Source organism: Saccharopolyspora antiqui (genome assembly GCF_052246905.1).
Lineage (GTDB): Bacteria > Actinomycetota > Actinomycetes > Mycobacteriales > Pseudonocardiaceae > Saccharopolyspora.
Genome location: NZ_JBQQBO010000022.1, coordinates 113,042 through 135,898, shown reverse-complemented (window position 1 = coordinate 135,898; position 22,857 = coordinate 113,042). Strand labels below are relative to the sequence as shown.

At 67.5% G+C, this 22,857-nt stretch carries 23 protein-coding genes and 4 tRNA genes; 12 read left to right on the top strand and 15 right to left on the bottom strand.

Annotated elements, in window-relative coordinates; genetic code table 11:
- Positions 1–35 precede the first annotated feature (35 nt).
- The 3 genes from ACTWQN_RS28930 to ACTWQN_RS28920 all read left to right on the top strand — a co-directional run bounded on the left by ACTWQN_RS28930 (position 36) and on the right by ACTWQN_RS28920 (position 4,276).
- Entirely contained in the window at positions 36–161 is a 126-nt protein-coding gene (locus tag ACTWQN_RS28930; RefSeq protein ID WP_443206757.1) for a hypothetical protein, read from the top strand.
- Positions 162–430: 269 nt separating this feature from the next.
- Complete coding sequence (locus tag ACTWQN_RS28925) at positions 431–3,343, top strand: DEAD/DEAH box helicase (RefSeq protein WP_443206756.1); 2,913 nt, start codon at positions 431–433, stop codon at positions 3,341–3,343.
- Between the two features lie 141 nt (positions 3,344–3,484).
- A complete protein-coding gene (locus ACTWQN_RS28920; protein ID WP_443206755.1) occupies positions 3,485–4,276 on the top strand; it encodes an SWIM zinc finger family protein in 792 nt (263 codons plus the stop codon).
- Positions 4,277–4,463: 187 nt separating this feature from the next.
- Here the strand turns inward: ACTWQN_RS28920 and cynS are convergent, their stop codons facing one another.
- The gene (cynS, locus tag ACTWQN_RS28915; RefSeq protein WP_443206754.1) at positions 4,464–4,913 is read right to left on the bottom strand and encodes a cyanase; all 450 of its coding nucleotides are present in this window, start codon (positions 4,911–4,913) and stop codon (positions 4,464–4,466) included.
- Between the two features lie 194 nt (positions 4,914–5,107).
- Positions 5,108–5,503, bottom strand: coding sequence for a winged helix-turn-helix transcriptional regulator (locus ACTWQN_RS28910; protein ID WP_443206753.1), 396 nt, complete (start codon positions 5,501–5,503; stop codon positions 5,108–5,110).
- Between the two features lie 191 nt (positions 5,504–5,694).
- Here ACTWQN_RS28910 and ACTWQN_RS28905 point away from each other — a divergent pair, with 191 nt between their 5' ends.
- Positions 5,695–6,825, top strand: coding sequence for an MFS transporter (locus ACTWQN_RS28905; protein ID WP_443206752.1), 1,131 nt, complete (start codon positions 5,695–5,697; stop codon positions 6,823–6,825).
- A 28-nt stretch (positions 6,826–6,853) separates the two neighbouring features.
- Positions 6,854–7,615, top strand: a complete 762-nt coding sequence (locus ACTWQN_RS28900) for an SDR family NAD(P)-dependent oxidoreductase (RefSeq protein ID WP_443206751.1) — start codon at positions 6,854–6,856, stop codon at positions 7,613–7,615.
- 416 nt (positions 7,616–8,031) lie between these two features.
- Here the strand turns inward: ACTWQN_RS28900 and ACTWQN_RS28895 are convergent, their stop codons facing one another.
- Positions 8,032–9,024, bottom strand: coding sequence for a quinone oxidoreductase family protein (locus tag ACTWQN_RS28895; protein ID WP_443206750.1), 993 nt, complete (start codon positions 9,022–9,024; stop codon positions 8,032–8,034).
- 169 nt (positions 9,025–9,193) lie between these two features.
- On the opposite strand from ACTWQN_RS28895, the gene ACTWQN_RS28890 reads away from it, so the two are divergent.
- The gene (locus ACTWQN_RS28890) at positions 9,194–9,793 is read left to right on the top strand and encodes a hypothetical protein (RefSeq protein WP_443206749.1); all 600 of its coding nucleotides are present in this window, start codon (positions 9,194–9,196) and stop codon (positions 9,791–9,793) included.
- A 418-nt stretch (positions 9,794–10,211) separates the two neighbouring features.
- On the opposite strand, the gene ACTWQN_RS28885 is transcribed toward ACTWQN_RS28890, so the two are convergent.
- From ACTWQN_RS28885 to ACTWQN_RS28870, 4 genes are all read right to left on the bottom strand, one after another.
- Positions 10,212–10,748 (bottom strand): GNAT family N-acetyltransferase, encoded by a 537-nt coding sequence (locus tag ACTWQN_RS28885; protein WP_443206748.1) that lies wholly within the window; start codon positions 10,746–10,748, stop codon positions 10,212–10,214.
- A 264-nt stretch (positions 10,749–11,012) separates the two neighbouring features.
- Positions 11,013–11,444, bottom strand: coding sequence for a hypothetical protein (locus ACTWQN_RS28880; protein ID WP_443206747.1), 432 nt, complete (start codon positions 11,442–11,444; stop codon positions 11,013–11,015).
- 173 nt (positions 11,445–11,617) lie between these two features.
- Positions 11,618–14,179 (bottom strand): MFS transporter, encoded by a 2,562-nt coding sequence (locus ACTWQN_RS28875; RefSeq protein WP_443206746.1) that lies wholly within the window; start codon positions 14,177–14,179, stop codon positions 11,618–11,620.
- Positions 14,176–14,682 (bottom strand): MarR family winged helix-turn-helix transcriptional regulator, encoded by a 507-nt coding sequence (locus tag ACTWQN_RS28870; protein WP_443206745.1) that lies wholly within the window; start codon positions 14,680–14,682, stop codon positions 14,176–14,178. The genes ACTWQN_RS28875 and ACTWQN_RS28870 overlap by 4 nt, the downstream gene beginning before the upstream one ends.
- Positions 14,683–15,109: 427 nt before the next feature.
- Between ACTWQN_RS28870 and ACTWQN_RS28865 the strand changes: the two genes are divergently transcribed.
- Positions 15,110–15,457 carry a helix-turn-helix domain-containing protein gene (locus tag ACTWQN_RS28865; RefSeq protein WP_443206744.1) on the top strand — a complete coding sequence of 116 codons (348 nt, stop codon included), beginning with the start codon at positions 15,110–15,112 and terminating at the stop codon, positions 15,455–15,457.
- 22 nt (positions 15,458–15,479) lie between these two features.
- Here the strand turns inward: ACTWQN_RS28865 and ACTWQN_RS28860 are convergent, their stop codons facing one another.
- On the bottom strand, positions 15,480–15,848 hold the full coding sequence (locus ACTWQN_RS28860; protein ID WP_443206743.1) for a winged helix-turn-helix transcriptional regulator: 369 nt from the start codon (positions 15,846–15,848) through the stop codon (positions 15,480–15,482).
- 65 nt (positions 15,849–15,913) lie between these two features.
- Between ACTWQN_RS28860 and ACTWQN_RS28855 the strand changes: the two genes are divergently transcribed.
- Complete coding sequence (locus ACTWQN_RS28855; protein WP_443206742.1) at positions 15,914–16,918, top strand: zinc-binding alcohol dehydrogenase family protein; 1,005 nt, start codon at positions 15,914–15,916, stop codon at positions 16,916–16,918.
- 299 nt (positions 16,919–17,217) lie between these two features.
- Complete coding sequence (locus tag ACTWQN_RS28850; RefSeq protein ID WP_443206741.1) at positions 17,218–17,436, top strand: hypothetical protein; 219 nt, start codon at positions 17,218–17,220, stop codon at positions 17,434–17,436.
- Between the two features lie 243 nt (positions 17,437–17,679).
- On the opposite strand, the gene ACTWQN_RS28845 is transcribed toward ACTWQN_RS28850, so the two are convergent.
- The 4 genes from ACTWQN_RS28845 to ACTWQN_RS28830 all read right to left on the bottom strand — a co-directional run bounded on the left by ACTWQN_RS28845 (position 17,680) and on the right by ACTWQN_RS28830 (position 18,506).
- A tRNA-Val gene (locus ACTWQN_RS28845) sits at positions 17,680–17,754 on the bottom strand.
- Between the two features lies 1 nt (position 17,755).
- Positions 17,756–17,827 (bottom strand) — tRNA-Cys (locus ACTWQN_RS28840).
- Positions 17,828–17,874: 47 nt separating this feature from the next.
- Positions 17,875–17,947 (bottom strand) — tRNA-Gly (locus tag ACTWQN_RS28835).
- A gap of 133 nt (positions 17,948–18,080) precedes the next feature.
- A complete protein-coding gene (locus ACTWQN_RS28830; RefSeq protein WP_150068543.1) occupies positions 18,081–18,506 on the bottom strand; it encodes an SsgA family sporulation/cell division regulator in 426 nt (141 codons plus the stop codon).
- A 949-nt stretch (positions 18,507–19,455) separates the two neighbouring features.
- Here ACTWQN_RS28830 and ACTWQN_RS28825 point away from each other — a divergent pair.
- The 3 genes from ACTWQN_RS28825 to ACTWQN_RS28815 all read left to right on the top strand — a co-directional run bounded on the left by ACTWQN_RS28825 (position 19,456) and on the right by ACTWQN_RS28815 (position 21,471).
- Entirely contained in the window at positions 19,456–19,866 is a 411-nt protein-coding gene (locus ACTWQN_RS28825; RefSeq protein WP_443206761.1) for a TIGR02611 family protein, read from the top strand.
- 57 nt (positions 19,867–19,923) lie between these two features.
- Positions 19,924–19,995, top strand: a tRNA-Val gene (locus ACTWQN_RS28820).
- A 648-nt stretch (positions 19,996–20,643) separates the two neighbouring features.
- Entirely contained in the window at positions 20,644–21,471 is an 828-nt protein-coding gene (locus tag ACTWQN_RS28815; RefSeq protein ID WP_443206740.1) for an alpha/beta fold hydrolase, read from the top strand.
- An 11-nt stretch (positions 21,472–21,482) separates the two neighbouring features.
- On the opposite strand, the gene ACTWQN_RS28810 is transcribed toward ACTWQN_RS28815, so the two are convergent.
- The 3 genes from ACTWQN_RS28810 to ACTWQN_RS28800 are packed head-to-tail and all read right to left on the bottom strand — an operon-like array spanning position 21,483 to position 22,840.
- Complete coding sequence (locus tag ACTWQN_RS28810; RefSeq protein ID WP_443206739.1) at positions 21,483–22,043, bottom strand: GTP-binding protein; 561 nt, start codon at positions 22,041–22,043, stop codon at positions 21,483–21,485.
- Between the two features lie 4 nt (positions 22,044–22,047).
- Complete coding sequence (locus tag ACTWQN_RS28805; protein WP_443206738.1) at positions 22,048–22,419, bottom strand: DUF742 domain-containing protein; 372 nt, start codon at positions 22,417–22,419, stop codon at positions 22,048–22,050.
- 10 nt (positions 22,420–22,429) lie between these two features.
- Positions 22,430–22,840: a roadblock/LC7 domain-containing protein gene (locus tag ACTWQN_RS28800; RefSeq protein ID WP_443206737.1), complete on the bottom strand. Its 411-nt coding sequence runs from the start codon at positions 22,838–22,840 to the stop codon at positions 22,430–22,432.
- Positions 22,841–22,857 lie beyond the last annotated feature (17 nt).

The following is a 22,857-nucleotide window of genomic DNA, read 5'->3' as shown; positions in this document are numbered from 1 at the left end:
CCAACCCGCCGCTGCCCAGGGGGGGGGGGGGCCGATTGCGCGCGAAATCGGCCCACCGCGCGGCGCCGGGGTGCCCGCTGCGGCGGTGCGGCGCCGGGCACTTCGCCGTCGCGGACAGGCTGCGGGACACCGCTGTCGAACTCCTGGAGTTCTTCGGCTGATCGATCACTTGAATTCGTTTTCGCCAGTCGGCTACCGCGCGTATTCCGCAGGCCACGGCGGCGCGAAAAATGCGCGGCTGGTCGTCGGGCGAAGCCGTTGGAAAACCACGGAATTCCCGTGACACCGTTCCAGCTCCCACGACGAAACCCGAGGTCAGCGACCTCTGGAAGGCATCGGCTCGGAGTTGTCAAGTCCCTCGCCTGGGACAGGGTCGGCGGTATTTGTCAAATAGCGTGCTGAACTGGATTTATGGGAATTCCAACCAGTTTTGTGTACCGTTCGGCGGCAGCGCGAAATCTCGGCATCACAGTCGGGGGACAACTGCGCCTTCGACCAGTCCGAACGGAGTACAGCCATCACCGCTGCGGCACGCACTCGACCACCCGGCATCCCGACCCGGCTGCAGGCGACCTTCCAACCTGGTGACCCGCTGCCGTCCGGCGGTCAGCTCGCACTCTGGGGCACCGCGGACCCGACCACGGCGGCGAGTGACCTCGGGTTCCCAGCCGGAAAGCTCGACCAGCTTCCGACGGTCCTGGCAGCAGATCGCGGGATCGGCGCGGCCGAGGTGCCTGCCGTGCTGATCCCGATCGGCGACGCGCTGGCGCCGCTGGCGGCGCTGCCAGCACCGGATCGGTGGCCGACCTGGCGGCGCCCCGGCGATTCGCTGATCGCCTGGAGCATCGCCGCCAAGCTGGCCCTGGAGCACGTCGCCGCCGGGCACCTGGTTCCGGAGGTGCGCACCGACCTCGCCTGCTGGCGGCTGGTGAACCTGCGAGACGGGCGGCTCGGCGCACTGGCCGAGGCGATGCCCGCGGCCGCCCATGCCCTGCGCCGCGATGACGGGCTGTGGACCGCGGGCGAGTTGCTGGCCGCCTTCGGCGACGCCGTCGCGGATGTGTGCGCGCGAGGCACCGCCATCACCGGAGGCGATTCCTGGGGCGGGAAGTGGCTCACGGCGCTGACCGGCCCGGAACCGGCCGTGCCCCTGGACGACCGGATCAAGGGGGAGCTGCAGGCCTGGGCCAAGCCACTGCCCGCAGGCCCGGTCAGACCGCTCGGCGGCCAACTGCGGCTGCGCCTGGAGGTCCCCGGCGACGGCGACGCCCCGTGGGCGATCAGCTTCCACCTCCAGGCCGCAGGCGATCCGACGGTGTCGGTGCCCGCCGAACGCGCCTGGTCGGCGGGCACCGCGACACTTCAGCTGCCGGGCTGTTCCCTTGGTGCGCCACAGGATTCGCTGGTGCGCGGTCTTGCCGAAGCCGCGCGGATCTTCCCACCGCTGGACGCGGCGCTGTCCGAGCAACGCCCGACCGGGGTGCGGCTGGACGTCGCGCAGGCAGCGGAGTTCCTCGCCACCGGGGAACCGGAGCTGACCGCGGCGGGCATCACCGTCGACGTGCCCACCGACCTCGCCGGTGTGCGCCGCCTGCGGGCTCGGCTGCGGTCGCTCGACGGGCCGGAGTTCCGCTGGGAGGCGGCGATCGGCGATCACGCGTTGAGCTCCGACGAGCTCGACGAACTGATCGCACTGGGTCGGCCGCTGGTGCGTTGGCGCGGCCGATGGGTGCGCGTCGATGCGCGCGAGGCGAGAGATGTGCGTGCCGTGCTTGGGAAAACGCAGCGGTTGTCGGAGTCCGAGGCGCTGGCGGCGGCGCTGGAGGGGCGACGCGCGACCGAGCTCGGCGAGGTCGAGGTGTCGGCCGACGGCAAGCTGCGGGCGCTGGTGCGGCGGCTCGGCGAACCCGCTCGGGAACCGAAGTTGGTGGGCATCGACGCGACCCTGCGCGGCTACCAGCAGCGTGGCGCCGCGTGGTTGCAGACCATGGCCGACCTGGGATTCGGCGCGGTGCTCGCCGATGACATGGGGCTCGGCAAGACGTTGCAGACCATCACGTTGCTGGCGGCGCGCGGCGGAGCCGGCCCGCAGCTGGTGGTGTGCCCGACCTCGGTGGTGGACAACTGGGAGCGCGAACTCCACCGGTTCGCGCCGAGGCTCCCGGTCGTCCGGCACCACGGCCCTCGGCGCCCCACCGGCCCGGACTCGTTCGCGCCGGGCTCCGTGGTGATCACGACTTATCCGCTGCTGCGCGTCGATGTCGCCTTGCTGTCCGAAGTGGACTGGGACGTCGTGGTGCTGGACGAAGCGCAGCAGATCAAGAACCAGGCCGGGCAGACCGCGCAGGCGGCCGGTCGGTTGTCCGCCAACGCGCGGGTGGCGTTGACCGGCACCCCGGTGGAGAACCGGCTGGCCGAGCTGTGGTCGATCATGCACTTCGCGAATCCCGGTCTGCTGGGCCGATTCCCCCGGTTCCAGGACCGGTTCGCGGTCCCGATCGAGCGGTGGCGCGACCCGGATGCCACCCGGCGGTTGCGCTCGGTGGTCGCGCCGTTCCTGTTGCGCCGCCTCAAGACCGAGGTCGCCACCGACCTGCCCCGGAAGGTCGAGTCGGTGGTGGCCTGCGCGCTGACCGACGAGCAGGCCCAGCTGTACCGGAAAGCGGTGCGCGACACCTTCGACGACGGCCTGGGCACCGGCATCGGCCGCCGCGGCCGCATCCTCAAGCTGCTGACCGCGCTCAAGCAGATCTGCAACCACCCGGCGCAGTTCCGCGGCGAACCTGGGCCGCTCAGCGGCCGTTCCGGGAAGCTCACCCGCGCCACCGAGATGCTCGCCGAGGTGGTGGCCGCCGATGACCGGGCGCTGGTGTTCACCCAGTACCGCGTGATGGGCGAACTGCTCGCCGCGCACCTGGCCGCCGAGTTGGACCTGCCCGCGGTGCCGTTCCTGCACGGCGGGGTCAGCACTTCCCGTCGGCAGGCCATGGTGGATGCCTTCCAGCACGACGACGCGGCCCCGCCACTGCTGATCATCAGCCTCAAGGCCGGTGGCACGGGCCTGAACCTGACCCGGGCGACGCACGTCGTGCACTTCGACCGCTGGTGGAATCCGGCGGTGGAAGACCAGGCGACCGACCGCGCGCACCGGATCGGCCAGACCCGCCGCGTGCACGTCCACAAGCTGGTCACGCACGGCACGCTGGAGGAGCGGATCGCGGACCTGCTGGAGCGGAAGCGCGCACTGGCCGACTCGGTGATCGGCGGCGGCGAAGCCTGGTTGACGGAACTGACCGACGAAGCACTCCGCGAACTGGTCGAACTGTCCACGGAGGACACATGAGCGACAATCTCTTCTGCGCTCGTGTGATCCGACCGGGTGCGGGTGTCCCGCAAGATGGAGCGGACACATGAGCGACAACCCCTTCCGCACTCGTGTGATCCGACCGGGTGCGGGTGTCCCGCCGCGAGTTTTGGAGGACGCATGAGCGATCGTCAGAGCACCGGATCCTTCGGTACGACGTGGTGGGGTCGGCGCTGGCGCCGCGTGTTGGAATCGCTCGGCGCCACCTACCCCAATCCCCGTCTGCCGCAAGGACGTTCGCTGGCCCGCAAGGGCGCGGTGCAGGATCTCGTCGTCGAACCGGGCACGGTCCGCGCGCAGGTACGCGCCCGCAACCAGGTCCACGATGTCGTCCTGACGCTGCCGGTGTTCACCGACACCGACTGGGAAACCGCTGTCGCGGTCCTCGCCGGGCAGCTCAGGCACGCCGCCGCGCTGCTGGGGGGCGAGCTTCCGGAGGACGTCGACGACACGCTGCGCGGCGTCGATCTGTCGTTGTTCCCGCGGCACGGCGAACTCGGCTCGACATGCACCTGCACCAGCAGGATCGAACCCTGCGCGCATGCCGCGGCGGTGCACTACGTGCTGGCTCCCCTGCTGGACGCCGATCCGTTCCTGCTCACCAGGTTGCGCGGCCGGGAGCGCGACCCGCTGCTGGCCGAGTTGCGCGCCGCGCGCTCCGGCGGCGCGGTCGAATCGGAACCGCCGCGCCCGACGCTCGACCAGCTCGACCCGGAGACGCTGTTCACCGCCCGAGGCGACCTCGCCGCCATCGCGGTCCACCCGCACCAGCCGGATGACCGGATGCCGGAGGCGCTGCGACTGCTCGGCGAGATCCACGGCCTGGACCGGGGCACCTGGCAACAACTCGTGCTGGCCGGTCAACGCGCCCGAACTCGCGCCTGGGCCCTGATGAGCGCCGCCACCGGCTAGCGCACGCCGCCATTACTACCGCTTGATCGCAACCCCGACCGATCAGCCTCGGAAGGCGTCCGGGCTCGTGAGTGGATTTCCGGCTCTTACCGGAACAACCACTCACGAGCCGCAAGCACCGCGCACGCCGACCCCCGCGACCTCCCGGGGAAACCGCCGGGCTCAGCGGTGTTCGCGGGTGGCGTGGTCACCACTTGTAGTCGAGGAACTTTCCGTCCAGGGTCACGACCACGCGGTCGCCGTCGGGGTCCTCGCGGCGCTGGATGTCCACCTTGAAGTTGATGGCGCTCATGATCCCGTCGCCGAACTCCTCGTGGATCGCTTCCTTGATCGCCCCGCCGTAGACCTGCAGGACTTCGTAGAACCGGTAGATCGTCGGATCCGTCGGCACCACGTCGACGGTGCCGCGGTACGGCTGCCGCTGCAACGCCTCGACGGTCTCCTTGTCGAGGCCCAGCAGTTCGGCGACCTTCTCGGCGTCCTCCCGGCCGACCGGGTGCTGGCCGAGCAGCGCGGAGATGGTCCACAGCAGCGGTTTGTCGATCGCTTCGGAGATTTCTCGCCACGAGACCCCGAGCCGAGCCCGTTCGGCCGCGACGATCTCGCCTGCTTCTTGTTTGCCGATCAAGAGGTTCAACTCCCGTTCCGGTGCGCCGCACCAGGATTCAACGGTGCCCACGGCATGTGGTCAGCCCGGTACAGAAAACCCAGTGCCGATCGCCGTTGTCAATCCGATCGCAGAAGACGCTCACTCGCCGACGGTTCCGTCGATGAGCTGACGCTCGTGCCCCGCCCACACCGAAACGATCAACGACTCCAGAGTCCGCCGGATCAGACCAACTCGCTGGGACGGCCGTCCGCTGCGCATTCGATTTCCTCCGATGCGGTGCGGATGGCTTCCAGGTGGGTTTTGCGTTCGCATCCCCAGTCGCCGAGTGGTCGCAGCGCCTCGATGAGCGAGAAGCCGACCTCGGTGAGCGAGTACTCCACCTTCGGCGGCACCGCCTGGTGCACTTCACGGTGCACCACCTCGTCGCGTTCCAGCTCGCGCAGGTGCTGGATCAGCATCTTCTCGCTGACACCGTCCAGGGAGCGCTTGAGTTCGCTGAACCGCTTCGCACCATCGCTGAGCGCCCAGAGCAGCAGCACCTTCCACTTTCCGCCGACCACGTCGATGGCGGCGTCCAGCCCGGAAACGAACTCCGTCCGGCACTTGCGCACTGCCATTCGCACACACCTCCAGGTAAGTACTGCACTAAAAAGTAGGTACTTGTCCAACAGTAACCGAACAACGATGATCAGCCGTGACGGATTCCGCTGGCTGGTCGACCCGGCGACGTCGGACCGATGGGAGCGCGGGCTCCCCCGGATTGCTCATAGGAACGGGTTCACCCATGCCACTTCCTGTTTTTTCGCTCATGCTGGTGATTTTCAGCTTCACGACCGGCGAGTTCGTGATCGCCGGGATCCTGCCGGACGTGGCCATCGGCCTGACGGTGTCGGTTCCGGCCGCTGGACTGCTGGTGACCGCATACGCGCTGGGCATGATCGTCGGCGGGCCGGTGGTCACCGTCCTGACGGCGCGGCTGGCGCGCAAACCGCTGATCATCGGCCTCATCGTGGTGTCGGTGGTCGGGAACCTCGGTTCGGCGCTGGCGCCGAACTACCCCGTTCTCGTGGTGTCGCGGTTCGTCGCCGGGCTGGTCGTGGCCACGTTCTTCGCCATCGCGATCGCCACCGCCGTCTCGATGGCTCCGGCGGGCAAGCAGGCGTCCGCCGTGGCGAAGGTCGCGCTGGGCATGAACCTGGGCATCATCCTCGGCACGCCGATCGGCACCTTCATCGGCCACCACCTCGGCTGGCGGGCGACTTTCGCGGCGGTCGCCGCGGTCAGCATCGCCGCCCTGCTGCTGGTGCTGCGGTTCGTGCCCGTCCAGCCCGCCATCGCGACGAGTTCGATCCTGGGTGAACTGCGCGTGTTGGCCAACCGGGACGTGCAGCTCGCCATCGCCCTCACCGCGCTGGGCAACGTCGGTGTCGTAACCGTGTTCACCTTCATCACCCCGCTGCTCACCGACGTCAGCGGGTTCTCCGCCGACGCGGTTCCGGTGCTGCTGCTGGTCTACGGCGCTGGCGCGGTCGTCGGGAACTTCCTCGGCGGGTGGCTGTCCGACAAGGCGCTGATGCCGTCGCTGACCGGTCTGCTCATCGCGCTGGCCGCCAGCTTGGCACTGTTCTGGCTGGTCAGCGAAACCCTGGTGCTCGCGGCGATTCTGACGTTCGTGATCGGCGTGCTGGCGTTCGCGATCATCCCGGGCATGCAGACCCGGGTGATGACCGCGGCCACTGCGGCACCCACGCTGGCCGTAGCGGTCAACGCGTCGGGCTTCCAGCTCGCGGCCGCCTTCGCCGCCTGGCTGGGCGGGCAGGTCATCAACAGCGGACTCGGGCTGCGATCGATCTATCCCGTCGCCGCGCTGCTCACCCTGGTCGGCCTGGCGGTCGCGGTCTACCTCATGCGACGCGACCGGCAACCGGCCCGCGCCTGACACCATCAACCACCGATCGGGAGTTTCCATGAGTAGCACTGCAGGCGGGTCGCTGGCGGGCAAGGTCGCCCTGGTGACCGGCGGATCGCGCGGCATCGGAGCGGCGACCGCCCGCGCGCTGGCAGCCGAGGGGGCTGCGGTCGCGATCAGCTACGCCGCGTCCGCCGCCAAGGCCGAGGCCGTGGTGGCCGACCTGGAACGCGCCGGGGTGCGGGCGGCCGCTTACCGGACCGACCAGGCCGACGCGCAGCAGGTCAGGAATCTCGTCGGCGCCGTGGCGGCCGACTTCGGACGGCTCGACGTCCTGGTGAACAACGCCGCCAGCTACGTCGGCGGCAGGGTCGACGACACCGACTGCGACCTCGCGGCCCTCGACCGGCAGCTGGCCGTCAACATCGGTGGCGTCACCGCGGGCATCCGGGCCGCTGCCCAGTTCCTCGGGGACGGCGGGCGGATCATCACCCTCGGTTCGATGCAGGCCACCCGCACCGGATTCCCGGGGGTCGCCGACTACGTGTCGACCAAGGCCGCGATCATCGGCTACAGCAAGGGAGCGGCCCGCGATCTGGGTCCGCGCGGCATCACCGTCAACGTCGTCCAGCCCGGCTCGGTGGCCACCGACATGAACCCCGAAGACGCACCGTTCGCGGACGTGCAGCGCGCGGCCAACGCGATGGGCCGCTTCGGCAGGCCGGAGGAAATCGCGGCGGGCATCGTCTTCCTCGCCGGGCCACGAGCGTCCTTCATCACCGGCGCCGTCCTCGACATCGACGGCGGCTACCTGGCCTGACCCACCTCACCTGCCGAGCACAACGCCGATTTCGCGCGAAACCGCCGCTTCCCATGGGGTCCCGTGGCTGAACAACCGCAAGCGAATCCCATCGGAAGATTTCCACCTACATCGGTCAGCCATCGACCTCTCAACACTGTTGAAAGGCAAGGAAAGTTAACTCCGAGCTGTCGAAGCAACCGACTCCACAGCCGAGCCCGATTAATCCACATTGGACGATCCGCGCCTAGGTCGTATCCGGTAAGGCGGCACCGACTGCTACGCCGAATTCCAGGTTGCCGAGGACGACGCTGCGGTCGCTACGAGGCCCGGCTCGACTCCGTCTTGGCTGACGACTTCGACGCGGTCTTCTGCCCGGGCGGCCACGGCCCGTTGTGGGACCTGTTTCCCAGCGCTCGCGACCCCGCCAAGCACGGTCATGACCGTGAGTCCGGGGTGAGAACGATGCGACCGCCGAGGTTGCGGCTCTCCATTCGCTCGTGCGCGGTGACGGCCTCGGAGAACGGGAGCACGTCGATCTCGGTCTCGCCCAATCCGGCGGCGACCGCCTTCAGAGCCGCCTCAAGCGCAGGGCGAACTACCTGCGGGTGCGTCGGCAGGTAAGCACCGGCGCTGAACCCGGATACGGTGATGCTCCCCAGCCAGAGCTGGTTGCTGTCGAGCTGGTGTCCCCAGTCGCCGCTGGCGTTCCCCGCCACCAGGAGGCGACCTCCTGGAGCCATCAGATCGAGGCTATGTGTGCGGACTGCGCCGCCTACCGGGTCGATGACGACGTCGAACTTCTCGCCGCTGAGTGCGTCGGGCAGCTCGGAGGAGTCGACGATCTGGTCGTACGGCAGCTTGGTCGCGGACGCTGCGGCGAGCTTGCTCGTCCGGACCGTGCCGACCACCCGTGATGCGCCCAGCTGCCGCGCGATCCCCGGGAAGGCCGCCGCGAAGCCACCGAGAGCTCCGTGAACGAGGACGCTCTCACCCTCGGACAGGTGGGCAACGCGGGTGAGAGCGACGTGGGCCATCGCCGCATTGGGCACGACGGAGACGGCGAGGGCGGGGTCAATGTCATAGCCCGCCGTCGACACAACGAGAGCCGCGGGGCTGACATACACCGAGGCGTATCCGCCGGTCCCGGTCACCGACATCGTCACCACCTTCTCCCCGACGGTGAACCCGGTCACGCCCTCGCCGAGCTCGCGCACCGTGCCCGCGACCTCAAGGCCGGGAGCGAAGGGCGGCTGGGGCATCCCCGGCCGGTCCTTGTACAGCCCTTGGCGGAAGAAGACGTCGATGAGCCCGACAGCTGCGTGGGTGACGTCGATGGTGACCTGGCCCGGCCCGGGCGTCGGGTCTGGCAGGTCAACGACCGTGAGCACGGTCGGATCTCCGAACTGGTTGGCCTGAACAGCCTTCATGAGGTTCTCTCCTCCGGCGAGCGCGATGCACGATAACGCACCACGTGATGCGTTATCGGCGAAGGTAGCACGGAAGTCGGGGATAGCGCATCTTCGGGTGCGCTAAGCTCGTAGGGTGCATCAGAGGGCCCGATCTGCCGACGACAAGGCACGTCGCTCCGAGGATCTGTTGGCGGCCGCCGAGTCGATCGCCCTTGAGCTCGGCGGTGTTCGGTTCATCACCTTGGCACCGGTCACCGAAAGAGCGGGACTTCATCGGACGGGTGTGCGGCGCTATTACGCCAGCAAGGAGGAGCTGCTTCTCGAACTTGCCGAACGGGGGTGGCGCCAGTGGCGCGACGCGGTCAAGGACGAACTCGGCGACCGCAAAGGGCTGGGGCCCCGAGAGGTCGCGACGGTGATGGCTGAGACGATCTCATCGTTGCCGGTGTTCTGTGATCTCCTGACCCACGTTACGTTGAGCCTCGAAGGCGATGTCGCCATGGAACGAGCTCGCCGGTACAAGACCAACTCCTTTGCCGCTCATGACGAGATCGTGAACGCGCTGGATCACGCGAGCAGCATGACATTGGAGCAGATCAGCGCCCTGATGGCGGCAGTCCTCGCGTTTGCAGCCAGCTTCTGGCAGGTGTCGCATCCGACTCCGAACCTGGCCGCTTTGTACGAGCAGGTGCCGAGATGGGGCCACGTCGCCCTCGATTTCGCTCCGAGACTCCGGTCGCTTCTTGAGGCGACAGCCGTGGGGCTCGTCGAGACGATGACGGAGTAGCCGACGCGGCCGAATCCGCTTCCCGGCACGCACGTTATCGATGCGTCGCCGAAACTGACGGTGTCTCCGACGGCGACCCCTGATCATTGGTCAACCTGGCTGATCCGCGTCGACCCTCGACCGACCTTTTCGCGCGCAATTCATCTGGACTGCCACTTGCAGATCGAGGTCGACCGCCGCAAGTGAGCCGCCGCTGACACTCGCGGCGCGCACCTGGGTTCCGTGGAAGGCGGTTCCAGGTGACGGTCTCGATGCGGATCATGTCGGCAGGCGACGGGTATCGGTATCAGCTGCGGACGGTGGTGACGGCGATCGTTCCTTGTCGATCCCGTTGACGCGCTACTGCGCGGAGAAGGTCTCGCCGCCCGGCCCCTATTCGTATCCCTCGCCCCGCGCGCACCGACTTACCGGACACGCCCTAGTCGAGTTCGCGAACGAGGATCTGTCCCGGCCAGTCGCGGACTTCGAACGTCTCGGCCCGCTGGTAGCCGCACGACTCGTAGAACTCCACCAACCTGCCGGTACCGCCCGCGTAGCAGTCGACGCGAAGCGTCCGGCGTCCCGCCAGCCTCGCCCGCTCATCGGCGAACGCGAGCAACCGGCGTCCGACACCCCGTGCGCGCGGCTCGCGGGAGCCGATCAGGAGCCTGATGTAAAGCTCGTTCTCGTCCTCAGCTGGCGGGACGTAGTCGCGGGCCACCCCGACGACGACGATTCCGAGCACGGTGCCGTCTTCGGCCTCGGCGATCCACGCACCTCGCTCCGCGCACAACTCCGCCACATGCGTTCGCCGCTCCGGCTGCACCGACCACGGCCGCGTGCCCCACTGCCCGGTGTTGCCGATCGCCACGAACCAGGCGATCGCGTCGTCGAACAACTTCAGCACCGCATCGGTGTCCGCGCCGCTGGCGCGCCGGATGCGCAGTGCCGCCTTGCCGTCTCGCGACTCGGTCATTGGTGAACCTCGTTGTCACTCGCCGTACGATGTCGGCCGCTCATGCGGTGCCGAGCAGCGTGGTGAGCTGACCCTGCGCCACCGCAGGATCGCCGACGGGACCACGCGATTCACCAGGACGCGGCCCGGCCTGGCGGGGAAATCGCGCCCCGAAACACGGTGACCATCGCAGATCATTCCAATGTGGACGCTGCGATCATCGGGCTCGCCCGGCTGAGGTCCTGGGGACGGTCCGGGCGAACCGTCCCCAGCCCCACCAGCGCATCAGCGCTCCTGGGCGCTCAATTCCCGCTGCTCCACCGGCCACCGGCCTTTTACCAGGCACCACACGAAATACGCGCCAGCGAGCAGCCAGATGAATCCGGCGGTGCCGTCTTCGAGATTGCCCCGGGGACCGCCGCGGTCCGCCGTCAACGAGACGAGGTACGCGACGATCATGGTCGCCGCGTACCCGGCGCCCGCGAGTCCGAGCCCAGCACCGATCCGCATCAGCAGCGGCGCGCGAAAGGCGCCTGCCACGTAGACCCCGAGCGCTAACATCCCGGCGAGGATCCCCCACCCGCCGAACTCGTTGAGCTCCGACAGGTACTCGCTGGCACCGAAGTACACCACGACCATCACCACGAGCATCGCCCCGCCGATCACGGCGAGCGCCGCCAGAACCCCGAGCACCACCCGGCCCACCAACGCTGCCATCGCCACCCTCCTGCCGCACAAGATGATCCGTACGGGCTCAAGGTAGCCAGGCGAACCGGGACCGGTCCCGGTTCAGCACCGAGCGCCGGTCATCTGCCGACGAATCGTTGCAATTCCGGCGGTGACGCGGCCGGACGTCCGGACAGCCACCGCTGCCCGGACGCCCGAACGGCTCAGGCCTTCTCCGCCAGTTCTCCGGCGGTTCCGTGGCTGAGCTGCACGTCGTGCGTCGCCCCGGCACCGGAGAGGTTGAGCTGGGCGGAGACCGGGAGGTAGCCGCTGGCCACCACCGTGTAGTCGCCCTCCGGCAGATCGCTGATCAGGTACCGGCCTTCGGCATCGGTCCCGGCCACCGCCGCCGCCCTGCCCTCGGCGTCGAGCACCGTGATCCGAGCGTCCGCCACGTTGCGGCCATCCTCGGTGCGCACCGTGCCGCTCAACGGCACGGAAGTGGCCAACTCGATGTCGTAGGACAGCGATCCGCTGTCCGGCACGGTCAGGGTCAGCGCGATCGGCCGGTAGCGCTCACCGCTGGCCACCACCGTGTAGTTGCCCGCTCCCACGCCGTGGAAGGCGTACCCGCCGTCTTCCCGCGTGACGAACGCACCGTTGACCTCACCGCGCTCGTCGGTCAGCGTCACCGTGACACCGGCCAGCGGGTTGCCCTGGGTGGACGACCGGACGACACCGGTCAGCGCCCCGGAGCCGGTCAGCGTGATGTCCAGCGTCTTCGAAGCATCGGCGACGACCACGCTGGACGCCTCGGGCTGGTAACCGGTGGCGGAAACGATCAGCACGTGGCTGCCCGCTTTGGGCACGTCGATCGCGTAGCCGCCGTCGCCGGAGCCGACGGCCTTGGAAACCTGCCGCCCGTCCTGGTCGATCAGGGTCAGGACCGCGCCATCGACGGAAGTCCCGTCGTGCCGACGCACGTGCCCGCTGATCGACAGCCCCGCGCTCTGGCCAGCGGATCCCGTGGACAGCAGCGCGGTGGACCCGTGGTGGTACGCGCCGTGCCCGTTCGACACCGCGTGCCGACCTGCCCCGACCAGCGCGGCCTGACCCTCCGATGTGGACTTCGGCTCGGTCCAGACGCTCTGCTGCGGCTCGGCTTCCACCGGCTCGTCGAGCAGCGCCTCGCCGCCTTCCACCGCCGACGCGGCCGACACCCGGCCACCGGCCAGCGGGATCTCCTTCATGAACATCAGGACGACGCAGGCCAGCAGCGCGACCCCGGAGGCCACGTAGAACACCGTGGTGATCGACTCGGTGAAACCGACCAGCACCGGGATCCGCAGCGCGTCGGGCAGTTGCTCGATCACGCTGGTGTTGGCCTGCAGGTTGCCCAACTGGCCGCTCGCGGCCGCCGGCAGGCTGCCGCCGAAGGCCTTCTCGATGTTGCCGGGCAGCACGTTGAACAGGACGGTGAGGAACACCGCCACACCCATCGTTCCGCCCATCTGCCGGAAGAACGTGGCCGCCGCGGTGGAAACGCCCATGTCCTTGCGCGGACCCGCGTTCTGCACCGCGATGATCAGCGTCTGCATGCAGTTGCCGAGGCCGAACCCGATGATTCCGGCCGCCACCAACGGCAGCCACAGCGGACTGTTGTACTCGACCTGGGCGAACACCACCGCGCCGACCGCGATCAGGAACGTGCCGATCACCGGCAGGAACTTGTACCGGCCGGTGCGCGAGGTGATCTGGCCCGAAATGATCGACGCGGACATGATGCCCGCCATCAGCGGAAGCGTCAGCAGCCCGGACTCGGTCGGCGTGTAGCCCTGCACCACCTGGAGGTACTGCGGAATCATGGTGATCGCACCGAACATCGCGACACCGACGATGACGCCGCCGAGGATCGCGACGGTGAAGGTGGAGTTCTTGAACAGGCGCAACGGGATCAGCGCCGCGTCCTGCATCGCGTTCTCGACGACCAGGAACAGCACGACGCCAAGCACTGCGATCGCGTAGCAGAAGATGGCTTCGGTGGAGGCCCAGCCCCACTTGTTGCCCTGCTCGGCGATCAGCAGCAGCGGAACCACCGCGGTCGCCATGAACAGGCCGCCCCACCAGTCGATGCGGTGGTTGTGGCGCTGGTGCGGCACGTTGAGGACCTTGGCGACGACCGCCAGCGCGATGATGCCGATCGGCACGTTCACCAGGAACACCCAGCGCCAGCCGTCGATGCCCGCCAGCTCGTCGATCCCGGCGAACAACCCGCCCAGCACCGGGCCGAGCACCGTCGAAACACCGAACACGGCCAGGAAGAAGCCCTGGTACTTGGCGCGCTGCCGCGGCGGCACGATGTCGCCGAGGATGGTCATCGCCAACGACATCAGACCACCGGCGCCGAGCCCCTGGACCGCGCGGAACGCGGCGAGTTCGTACATCGACTGGGCCGCCGTCGAGGCGATGGATCCGATCAGGAACACCGAGATCGCGATCAGGTACAGCGGCTTGCGGCCGTAGATGTCCGACAGCTTCCCGTAGATCGGGGTGACGATGGTTGAGGTGATCAGGTAGGCGGTGGTGATCCACGCCTGCAGGTCGAAGCCGTTGAGGTCGTTGGCGATGCGGACGATCGAGGTGCCGACGATCGTCTGGTCCAGCGCCGCCAGGAACATCCCGGACATCAAGCCGACCAGGATGGTGACGATCTGGCGGTGGGAGAGGTTCGGCCCTTCGTCGGCCGCTGCCGATCCCACCGGTGTCTTCGTTGCCGGGCTTGTCATTCGTGGCCCCCCTTGGCCTGTGGAGCACACGTCAGCTCGGTGAGGTTCGGAGTGCGTGTCTCGATATCGGTGTTGAGTCGCGCGAAAAGGCTGGTCAACGCCTGGCGATCCGCCTGCGACCAGTCGGCCAGCACCTCGGCCAGCCACCGGGTGCGCTGGGCACGCGCTTCCTGGAAGATCCGCTGCCCCTCGGCCGTCGGCGCCAGCAGGCAGGCCCGGCCGTCGTCGGGGTCGGACTCGCGCCGCACCAAGCCGTGCTGGACGAGCGCGTTGCTCTGGCGGCTGATCGTGGAGATCTCGGAGTGCAGCGACTCGGCGAGCCGACCGGTGCGCTGCGGGCCGTCCTGGACGAGGTGGAACAGGATCGCGTACGCGGACTGCTCGATCCCGTCCGGCCCCTTCTTCCCGATCTGGGACTTGGCGCGGTGGATCAGCCGGATCAGACGGACCAGCTGAACGCCGAGTTCTTCGGCGTTCAGCTCCGCGTCGGTGGGATGAGCCATGGGTTGGTCTGTCACTTCAACTTTCGCTTTGTTCCCTGTTTACTTGCTCGCTACAACTAGTTGCTGACTGCAAGCATGCATTCGAACGACCTCGCCGCGCCACTCAAAACCTGGTCATGTGGCCGAACACACTTCAGCCGCCACAAAAACCTCTCGCGAAACCGGACAACCAGGACGAGGCAGGGGTTACCGCCTTCGAACCACCCCGCCGAGGGCCTTCGACAGGGCTCTGAACTGCGGTTTGATGCACCTGCAGGTCGAGTGCCAGCGCGCGGCCACCGGAGGGTTCGTCGGATCCGGGGCGCGCGGCGTTACAGATCCGGCGCAGCCGGGGTCAGCGAAACGATCAGCTGTCAGCACGGCCGCCGCCTGCGGGCGGACCGTAGGCTCGCGGCCAGACCTGCTCGTCGACGGCGTTGCTCTCGCGATGGAGGAGACGCGAATCGCAGTCGACCACGTGATCGGCCACCTCGACGACGATCTCAGCGCGGCCCGCCTCGCCGCGTTCGCCGGGGTCAGCGAGCGGCATCTGAGCAGGCTCTTCGTCGAACACATCTGCCGGACCCCCAGCCTTGTCCGCGACGCGCGCCTCGAAGCGGCCTCCCAACTGCTCACCGGGACGCGCGAGTCGGTCGCCACCATCGCCCGCCGATGCGGGTTCGCCTCCGCCGAGTCCCTGCGGCAGGCCTTCGTCGCGTGGGTCGGCATGTCACCGTCGCAGTACCGCACCAGGGACGCCGAACCCGAATCCACCCCCTGGGCGGTCCAAAGCTGACCGAATCCCGGCTCGCGCGGGTTCAGGACACCGCGGGGAACCGTTCGATGTTGTCCTCGACCCAGTTCCGCAGGGCCGCGAGCGGCACGCAGGCATCCCGGCCCAGCGCGGTCAGTTCGTACTCGACGTGCAACGGGACGGCCGGGTACACGGTCCGGGTGATCAGTTCGTGGTCCTCCAGCCGCCGCAACACCGCGGTCAGGACCTTCGGGCTGATCCCCTCCAGCCGCGCCTTGAGCGCACCGAACCGCATCGGCCCGGCTTCGAGCGCGCCCAGTGCCAACGCGCTCCACTTGTCCGCGAGCAGGTCCAGGAGGGACCGGCACGGGCACTGCGCCGCGTACACGTCGGACGTCGTCGACAGCGAGATTCGCGGGCGGTCGGCCGTCATCGTAGTACCTTTCGGGAAGTAGTTGGCCTTGCGGGTAACTGGTACCCGGGTTCTACTTTGCCACCATGAGCACGCCAACGACCGCACATGCCATCGCCGCAACGAAAAGCGGACCCGTCGACGCCGACACGTCCTTCGTCGACATCGAGGTCGAACTCGGCGCACCGGGCCCGCACGACCTGCTCGTCGAGGTCCGCGCCGTTTCGGTCAACCCGGTCGACGTCAAGGTCCGGCGCTCCTTCGACGACGGCCCCAAGGTGCTCGGCTTCGACGCGGCCGGGATCGTCGTCGCCACCGGGCCCGCGGTCAGCGCCTTCTCCGTCGGCGACGAGGTCTACTACGCCGGATCGATCGCCCGCACCGGAAGCAACGCCGAGTACCAGCTCGTGGACGAGCGAATCGTCGGCCACAAGCCCACCAAGCTCGACTTCGCGGCGGCCGCGGCCGTCCCGCTGACGACGATCACGGCCTGGGAGACGTTGTTCGAGCGCCTGAACCTGACCAAGGACAGCACCGGCACCCTGCTGGTCATCGCGGGCGCCGGCGGGGTGGGCTCGATGCTCATCCAGCTGGCCCGGCAACTGACCGGCGTCACCGTGATCGCCACCGCGTCGCGGCCCGAGTCGATCGAGTGGGCGAAGTCCTTGGGGGCGCAGCACGTCGTGGACCACCGCAACCTGCGGGACGAGGTCGCCGCGATCGCCCCGCAGGGCGTCAACTACATCTTCTCGCCGTTCTCCGCCGATAAGGCGCAGATCTACGCCGACATCATGGCCGTGCACGGCCAGGTCGTGGCCATCGACGAGCCCGAAGGGCTGGACACCCTGCCGCTGAAGGCCAAGAGTCAAAGCTGGCACTGGGAATTGATGTTCACCCGCCCGCTCTTCGACCCCGAGAGCACGGCGCAGCGCGAACTGCTCGACGCGGCGGCCGAGCTGTTCGACGCGGGCGTCCTGCGCAGCACGCTGACCAAGAAGCTCACGCCCATCACCGCCGAGACGCTGCGCGCCGCGCACCGGGAGGTCGAAAGCTCCGCCGCGATCGGCAAGATCGTCGTCGCCAACGAGTGACCCGGTCGGCACTTCACCGACCTCGCCGAGACGCCGTGGCCAGTGCAATTGTTCGGTTACCAACTGCCAACTCGACCATGATCCACTGATGAAAACTCCGCACCACAACAGACGAAGAAAAGGACAATTCGGAGTATTTCGCAAATGCGGACACACCGGATTGTCCAGCGCCACCCGGTTATCCGCACCGCTGGCAATCTGAATTGCTGTCGCATTGTGTCGCTTTTCAAACGCGGCTGCCCGAACAGTTATCGAACCGATGCTCACCTTTTCGAGGACCCCAACTCATACTGATTCGCGTGATCGACGAGTTGCAGCGCGAGTACGGGGAAGCCCGCGACCTCCTCAGCGCCCTCCAACGGCGGCTGGTCCGCCTCGCGGTGAGCCCGGAGTGGAGCAGTTCCCTGCAGCGGCTCGTCCGAGAACTGGCCGACCAGTTGGAGCACGCCGTGGACCAGGCACGAGAACCGGATGAGGAACCGCAGCGGTTCAAATCCAGACCACCGCGGCTGCGCTAGGACGGCGGTCGAAGTCGGTGGTACAGCCTGTTCGGCACCGAAGCCGCTGCCGAACAGGTACCGGCGCGACCGCGCAACACCGAGGTCGAGCCAAGGCGACTGCTAGCCGGTCATGGCACAAGTCAATATGGCCGAGCGAAGGGGAAAGAAAGGCCGCACGAAGAACCCGACCAGAACGCTGAACCCGCCAGCCGACGGCGAACCCACCCAATGCGGAATGCAACCGCTGATGTGCAAAAAGACTGGTGCGCGATACTGGGATTGAACCAGTGACCTCTACCGTGTCAAGGTAGCGCTCTCCCACTGAGCTAATCGCGCGAGGCGGAGGCGGGAATCGAACCCGCGTACAGGGCTTTGCAGGCCCTTGCCTAAGCCACTCGGCCACTCCGCCGGACTCCGCATCCACACCGAAGTCGGCTGGACCGCCAGAGAATCCAGAGCGGACGACGGGACTCGAACCCGCGACCCTCACCTTGGCAAGGTGATGCGCTACCAACTGCGCTACGTCCGCCTGCCTGCGACATCAAAGCCCAGAGGCCCGTCCGCCGCGTTGCACAGTGAACTCTAGACCACGCCTGCGATCGCGATCAAAGGGGGGTCCCGGCCGCCCGGCGCGATTCCGCGCCGAACCCGGTTTCCCCTGATCAGCCCAGATCGTGCGGCAGCAGCCTGGTCAGCGCCTCGTCGACGTCGACCCAGAGGTTCTCGTTGCCCGGCACCACGACGTCGTACGTGCGGTCGAGGAAGTCGGCCAACTCCTGCGCCGAGGCCTCGAACACCGCGTGACCCGACGGCGAGCTGAGTTCGATCGCCACGACCTCCGGGTCGTCGACGGCCGGACGGATCGTCACATCGCCCTCCCCGGCGTGCGCGATGAGCCCGTCGGCGAGCAGATCGCGGGCGAACACCCACTCGACCCAGCCGGCGCGGCCGGTACGGAACGCAGCCACCACCGCGTACGGGTCTCGGGTGTCGTAGCGCAGCTCGACCTGGACCGGCACGGCAGGCGCCTGCGGAGCCAGCAGATCAAACACGGCCGTCGAACGCAGTGTCACATGATCGTTACGCATTGTCCTCCCCTTCCTGCTCTCTCCCTCCCGGTCCGCTTATCGACCGAGCAACACAGTTGTGACGCCTTTTTGGGCCTACAGGCTCGCAACTCCCGCATAGATCACCCATACGGGGCAGGCCCCACTTCGCAGGGCAATCAAGCGAGTGCGCAGCGTGTCCAATCAGCTCCGGTTTCGGGGTGTGCCCGGATCGGCCGCCGCATTGCGAGACGGGTCCGATCCGTAGTCCACACCGGAGGAAGATCCACTGCGAACGAACCTGACAGAGGACGTTGGATCGCAGCACCGACACCCGTTTGGTGACCAACATCGCTACTTTCGGTAACTGGAGGAACCGCGCTCGCGCACGGCCTTCGATCCGTCGCCCTCGCCCTGCGAAACCCGCCGCCGCGCCCCAGTTGACCACCGGGTTTTCCGCTTCGTCGAACTCGCCTGACGTCCGCTCAACCATAGGCGATCGGACCTCACGGAATTCTCGCAGCGCGACTCGCCGATGAGACGCTTCCCACGACAGTTCCCCATATCGGGCTAACGGCTCGCGCGGCCTCCGTTACCGACCACGCGTATGTCCGAACGTCGTATCGAGAGTGGCGTCACAGTGTGACCAGGATCGAAGTGCCGCAACAGGGCTGAAAGGCCCGGCCTGCCGTGTAACGAGAAATGATCCCAGTCACATTCCCGGACCAGCGGGCGAGTCGACTCCGGCCAACTGCCTGCTTGACAGGCCGCCGCACCGGGCACAGTGGCCCACGGCACGACCACATCCGGACATGCCCCGTATTCTGACCCACATCGGACACATGGGCGGCGAGGCCGACCAGCGCCCGACACCGAGTGAACATTCGCAACCGGCAGGTGGACAGCCCTGAGTAACACAGCCGAGTCGGGACCCCCGCACCCCAGCACGGAGCCCACCGTCGACGACCGCCGAGCGCCGCGCCACCCCCGGCTGCACGCCCTGCGCGCCCGGCTGCGCGCCCGCCGCGAGCGCATCCGCAGCAAACCCGGCCTGAACACCAGCTACCGGATCGTGCTCGGCGTCTTCGGCACCGTAGTGCTGATCGCCGGGCTCCTGATGATCCCCTACCCCGGCCCCGGCTGGCTCGTCGTCTTCGCCGGCCTCGGCATCCTGGCCACCGAGTTCCACTGGGCGCACCAGGTCAACACCTTCGCCAAGCGCTACTACCACGCCTGGATCCGATGGCTCAGCCGCCAGCACCTCGCCACCAAGCTCATCGTCATGGGCGCCACCGGCCTGATCGTGCTCACCACCATGTGGATGCTGGGGCTGTTCCACACCGTCGGCGGCTGGCTCGGCCTGCACTGGACCTGGTTGGCCTCCCCCCTGTTCGGCCGCTGAAAACGATCGTGTATTGTTCTTCTCGTCGCCGCGACCAGCGACAACACAACAAAACAAGGGCGATTAGCTCAGCGGGAGAGCGCTTCGTTCACACCGAAGAGGTCACTGGTTCGATCCCAGTATCGCCCACGCGAAGAGTGGGAGAGCCCTGTCAACGGATTGCGTTGACGGGGCTCTTCGCGTTATTGCTTTGGGGGGCCGAGCCCCCCAAACCCCCCACGGTGCGGTGGTCACCTTTCTTTGGCTCCTTGCTTTTGGTGGCGTTCCCGGCCTGGTTTTGGACCAGCTTTTTGTGCCACACCTGAAGGTTGGGATTCTCGTTGTGTGGGGCGGGGCTGGGTGGGGTGCGTTCTGTCTGTTGGTGGTGGTGATTGGGTTTTTGGTGGTCGCTTATCGTTTGTTTTTGTTGGGGTTCGAATTGTTGGTTCAGTAGTTGTGGTGGTGTGTGAATCGTCTTTTTTGAGGGCGTGATCGTTGGTTTTGGTGGTTGTGGCCTCGTTATTTGGGGGCTTGCTGTTGGGGTGGTTGTGTTTGGGGCGTCGAGTGCGGCTTGGCTGCCAGGTGTGTGGTGTTCTCGCTGTGGCGGGCCTGGTGGGTGGGCTGATCTTGGCTTCCTGCTGGGGAAAGGTTTCGTTGCTGGTTGTTGCGGAGCGAATTGATTCTTTTGCGTGATAGGTGTTGCCCGCCTAGCTTGGGGCTGGAGCTGCGTAGCGCCTGCAGGCGTGCGATCGAAGGTCTGGTCGCATGGTTGCGAAGGGTGCGGGGTAGGAGATGATTATGGCTTTCGTGACTACGCGTGATGGTGCGGAGATCTTCTACAAGGACTGGGGTACCGGGTCGCCGGTCGTTTTCAGCCACGGGTGGCCGCTGATGGGTGACGTGTGGGACGACCAGCTGAACGTGGTCGCCGAGAACGGCTACCGCGGCATCGCGCACGACCGCCGCAGCCACGGGCGCTCCACCCAGACCTGGCACGGCAACGACATGGACACCTGGGCCGATGATCTGGCGCAGCTCATCGAGACCCTGGACCTGCAGGACGTCACGCTCGTCGCCCACTCCATGGGTGGCGGCGAGGTCTCCCGCTACATCGGCCGCCACGGGACCTCCCGGGTCGGCAAAGTCGTTCTGCTGTCCGCGATTCCTCCGCTGATGCTGAAGACGAAATCCAACCCCGAGGGCACGCCGATGGAAGTCTTCGACGCGCTCCGCGACGGCATCCGCCAGGAACGTTCGCAGTTCTGGGAGAACCTGTCCGAGACCTTCTACAGCGCCAATCGCCCTGGCAGCAAAGTCACCCAGGGCAACAGGGACGCCTTCTGGCTGATGGCCATGCAGCAGAGCATCAAGGCCGCGCTGGACTGCGTGCGGGAGTTCTCGGAGACCGACTTCACCGAAGACCTCCGCCGCTTCGACATCCCGACGCTGGTCATCCACGGTGACGACGACCAGATCGTGCCGATCGAGGCCAGCGGGAAGAAATCCGCCGAGATCATCAGCGACGCGACCCTGAAGATCTACGAGGGCGGCGCCCACGGCCTGGCCAGCGTGCCGGGTTACAAGGAACGGTTCAACAACGACCTGCTCGCCTTCCTCAAGAGCTGAAGCGGCACCCGTCAGGCGGTTTCGTCGATGCGGTGCAGGGCCGTTTCGATGAGCTCGACGAGCGCCAGCTTGCTGGAGTAGCGCTCTCGGGCGTCGCCCTGCAGGACCGGCACGTGGTCGTCGAGGTCCAGCGCGTCCCGCAGTTCGTGGTCGTGGTAGCGGGGGGCGTCGTCGAAGCGGTTCACCAGGACCACGAACGGGATTCGACGCGATTCGAAGAAGTCCACCGCGGCGAAGCTCGTCTGCATCCGGCGGGTGTCCACCAGGATCACCGCGCCGATCGCGCCAGCCGCCAGCTCGTTCCACATGAACCAGAAGCGGTCCTGACCCGGCGTGCCGAACAGGTAGAGCACCAGTTGGGCGTCGATGGTGATGCGACCGAAGTCCAACGCCACCGTCGTCGTGCGCTTGTGCTCCAGGCCGGCCGTGTCGTCCACGTCGACGCTCGCCACGGTGAGCAGCTCTTCGGTGCTCAGCGGCGGAATCTCGCTCACCGAAGCCACCAGGGTGGTCTTGCCCACGCCGAATCCGCCAGCCACCAGGATTTTCGCGGTGTTCGGCGGATGCGGCACCGGATCAAAGCCTACGGACACCTTCGAGCACCGCCTGAAGTAGTTTGCGGTCGGGCCGGACCGCCGAACGGGACATCGGGCCGGCGACGATGGCACCGCGGTCGATCAGATCGCTGATCAGCACCTTGGCGACCACGATCGGCGTATCCAGGTAAGCCGCCACCTCGGCGACCGACAGCGGGCGCACGCACAACCGGAGAATTTCCAGGTGCTCCACGGAAAGGGTGCTCTGGTCAGGGCCTCGCCAGGACGTCAGCAACTGCGTGACCACGTCCAGCTCAGGACGGCCCGGTCGGGTGCGGCCGCGCACCAGCGCATAGGGCCGGACCAGTGGACCGGATGCCTCGTCCAACCACAGCTCGTCGTCCTTCGGCATGGGCAGGCCTTCACCCGCGGTGGAACGGTGCTGCCACCTCGGTGCGCGGCGCGGAGCTGAGGTAGTCGCCGACCCGCACGACGAGCAGGTTCATCTCGTAGGCGATCATGCCCACGTCGGCGTCCTCCTCCGCCAGCACCGCCAGGCAAGCTCCCGTCCCCGCGGCGGTGACGAACAGGAAGAGCTCGTCCAGCTCGATGACGGTCTGCCGCACCTGGCCGCCGCCGAAGTGCCTGCCGGTTTCCCGCGCCAGGCTCTGGATCGCCGAGGCCAGCGCGGCGAGATGCTCGGAATCCGCGGTGGACAAGCTAGCGGACTTGGCCAGCAGCAATCCGTCAGCGGAGAGCACGACGCCGTCGCGTGCTCCGACGACCCGGCCGATCAGGTCGTCCAACAGCCAGTTCAGCTCACCGTCGCTCATGCCCACACTGCTCCTCG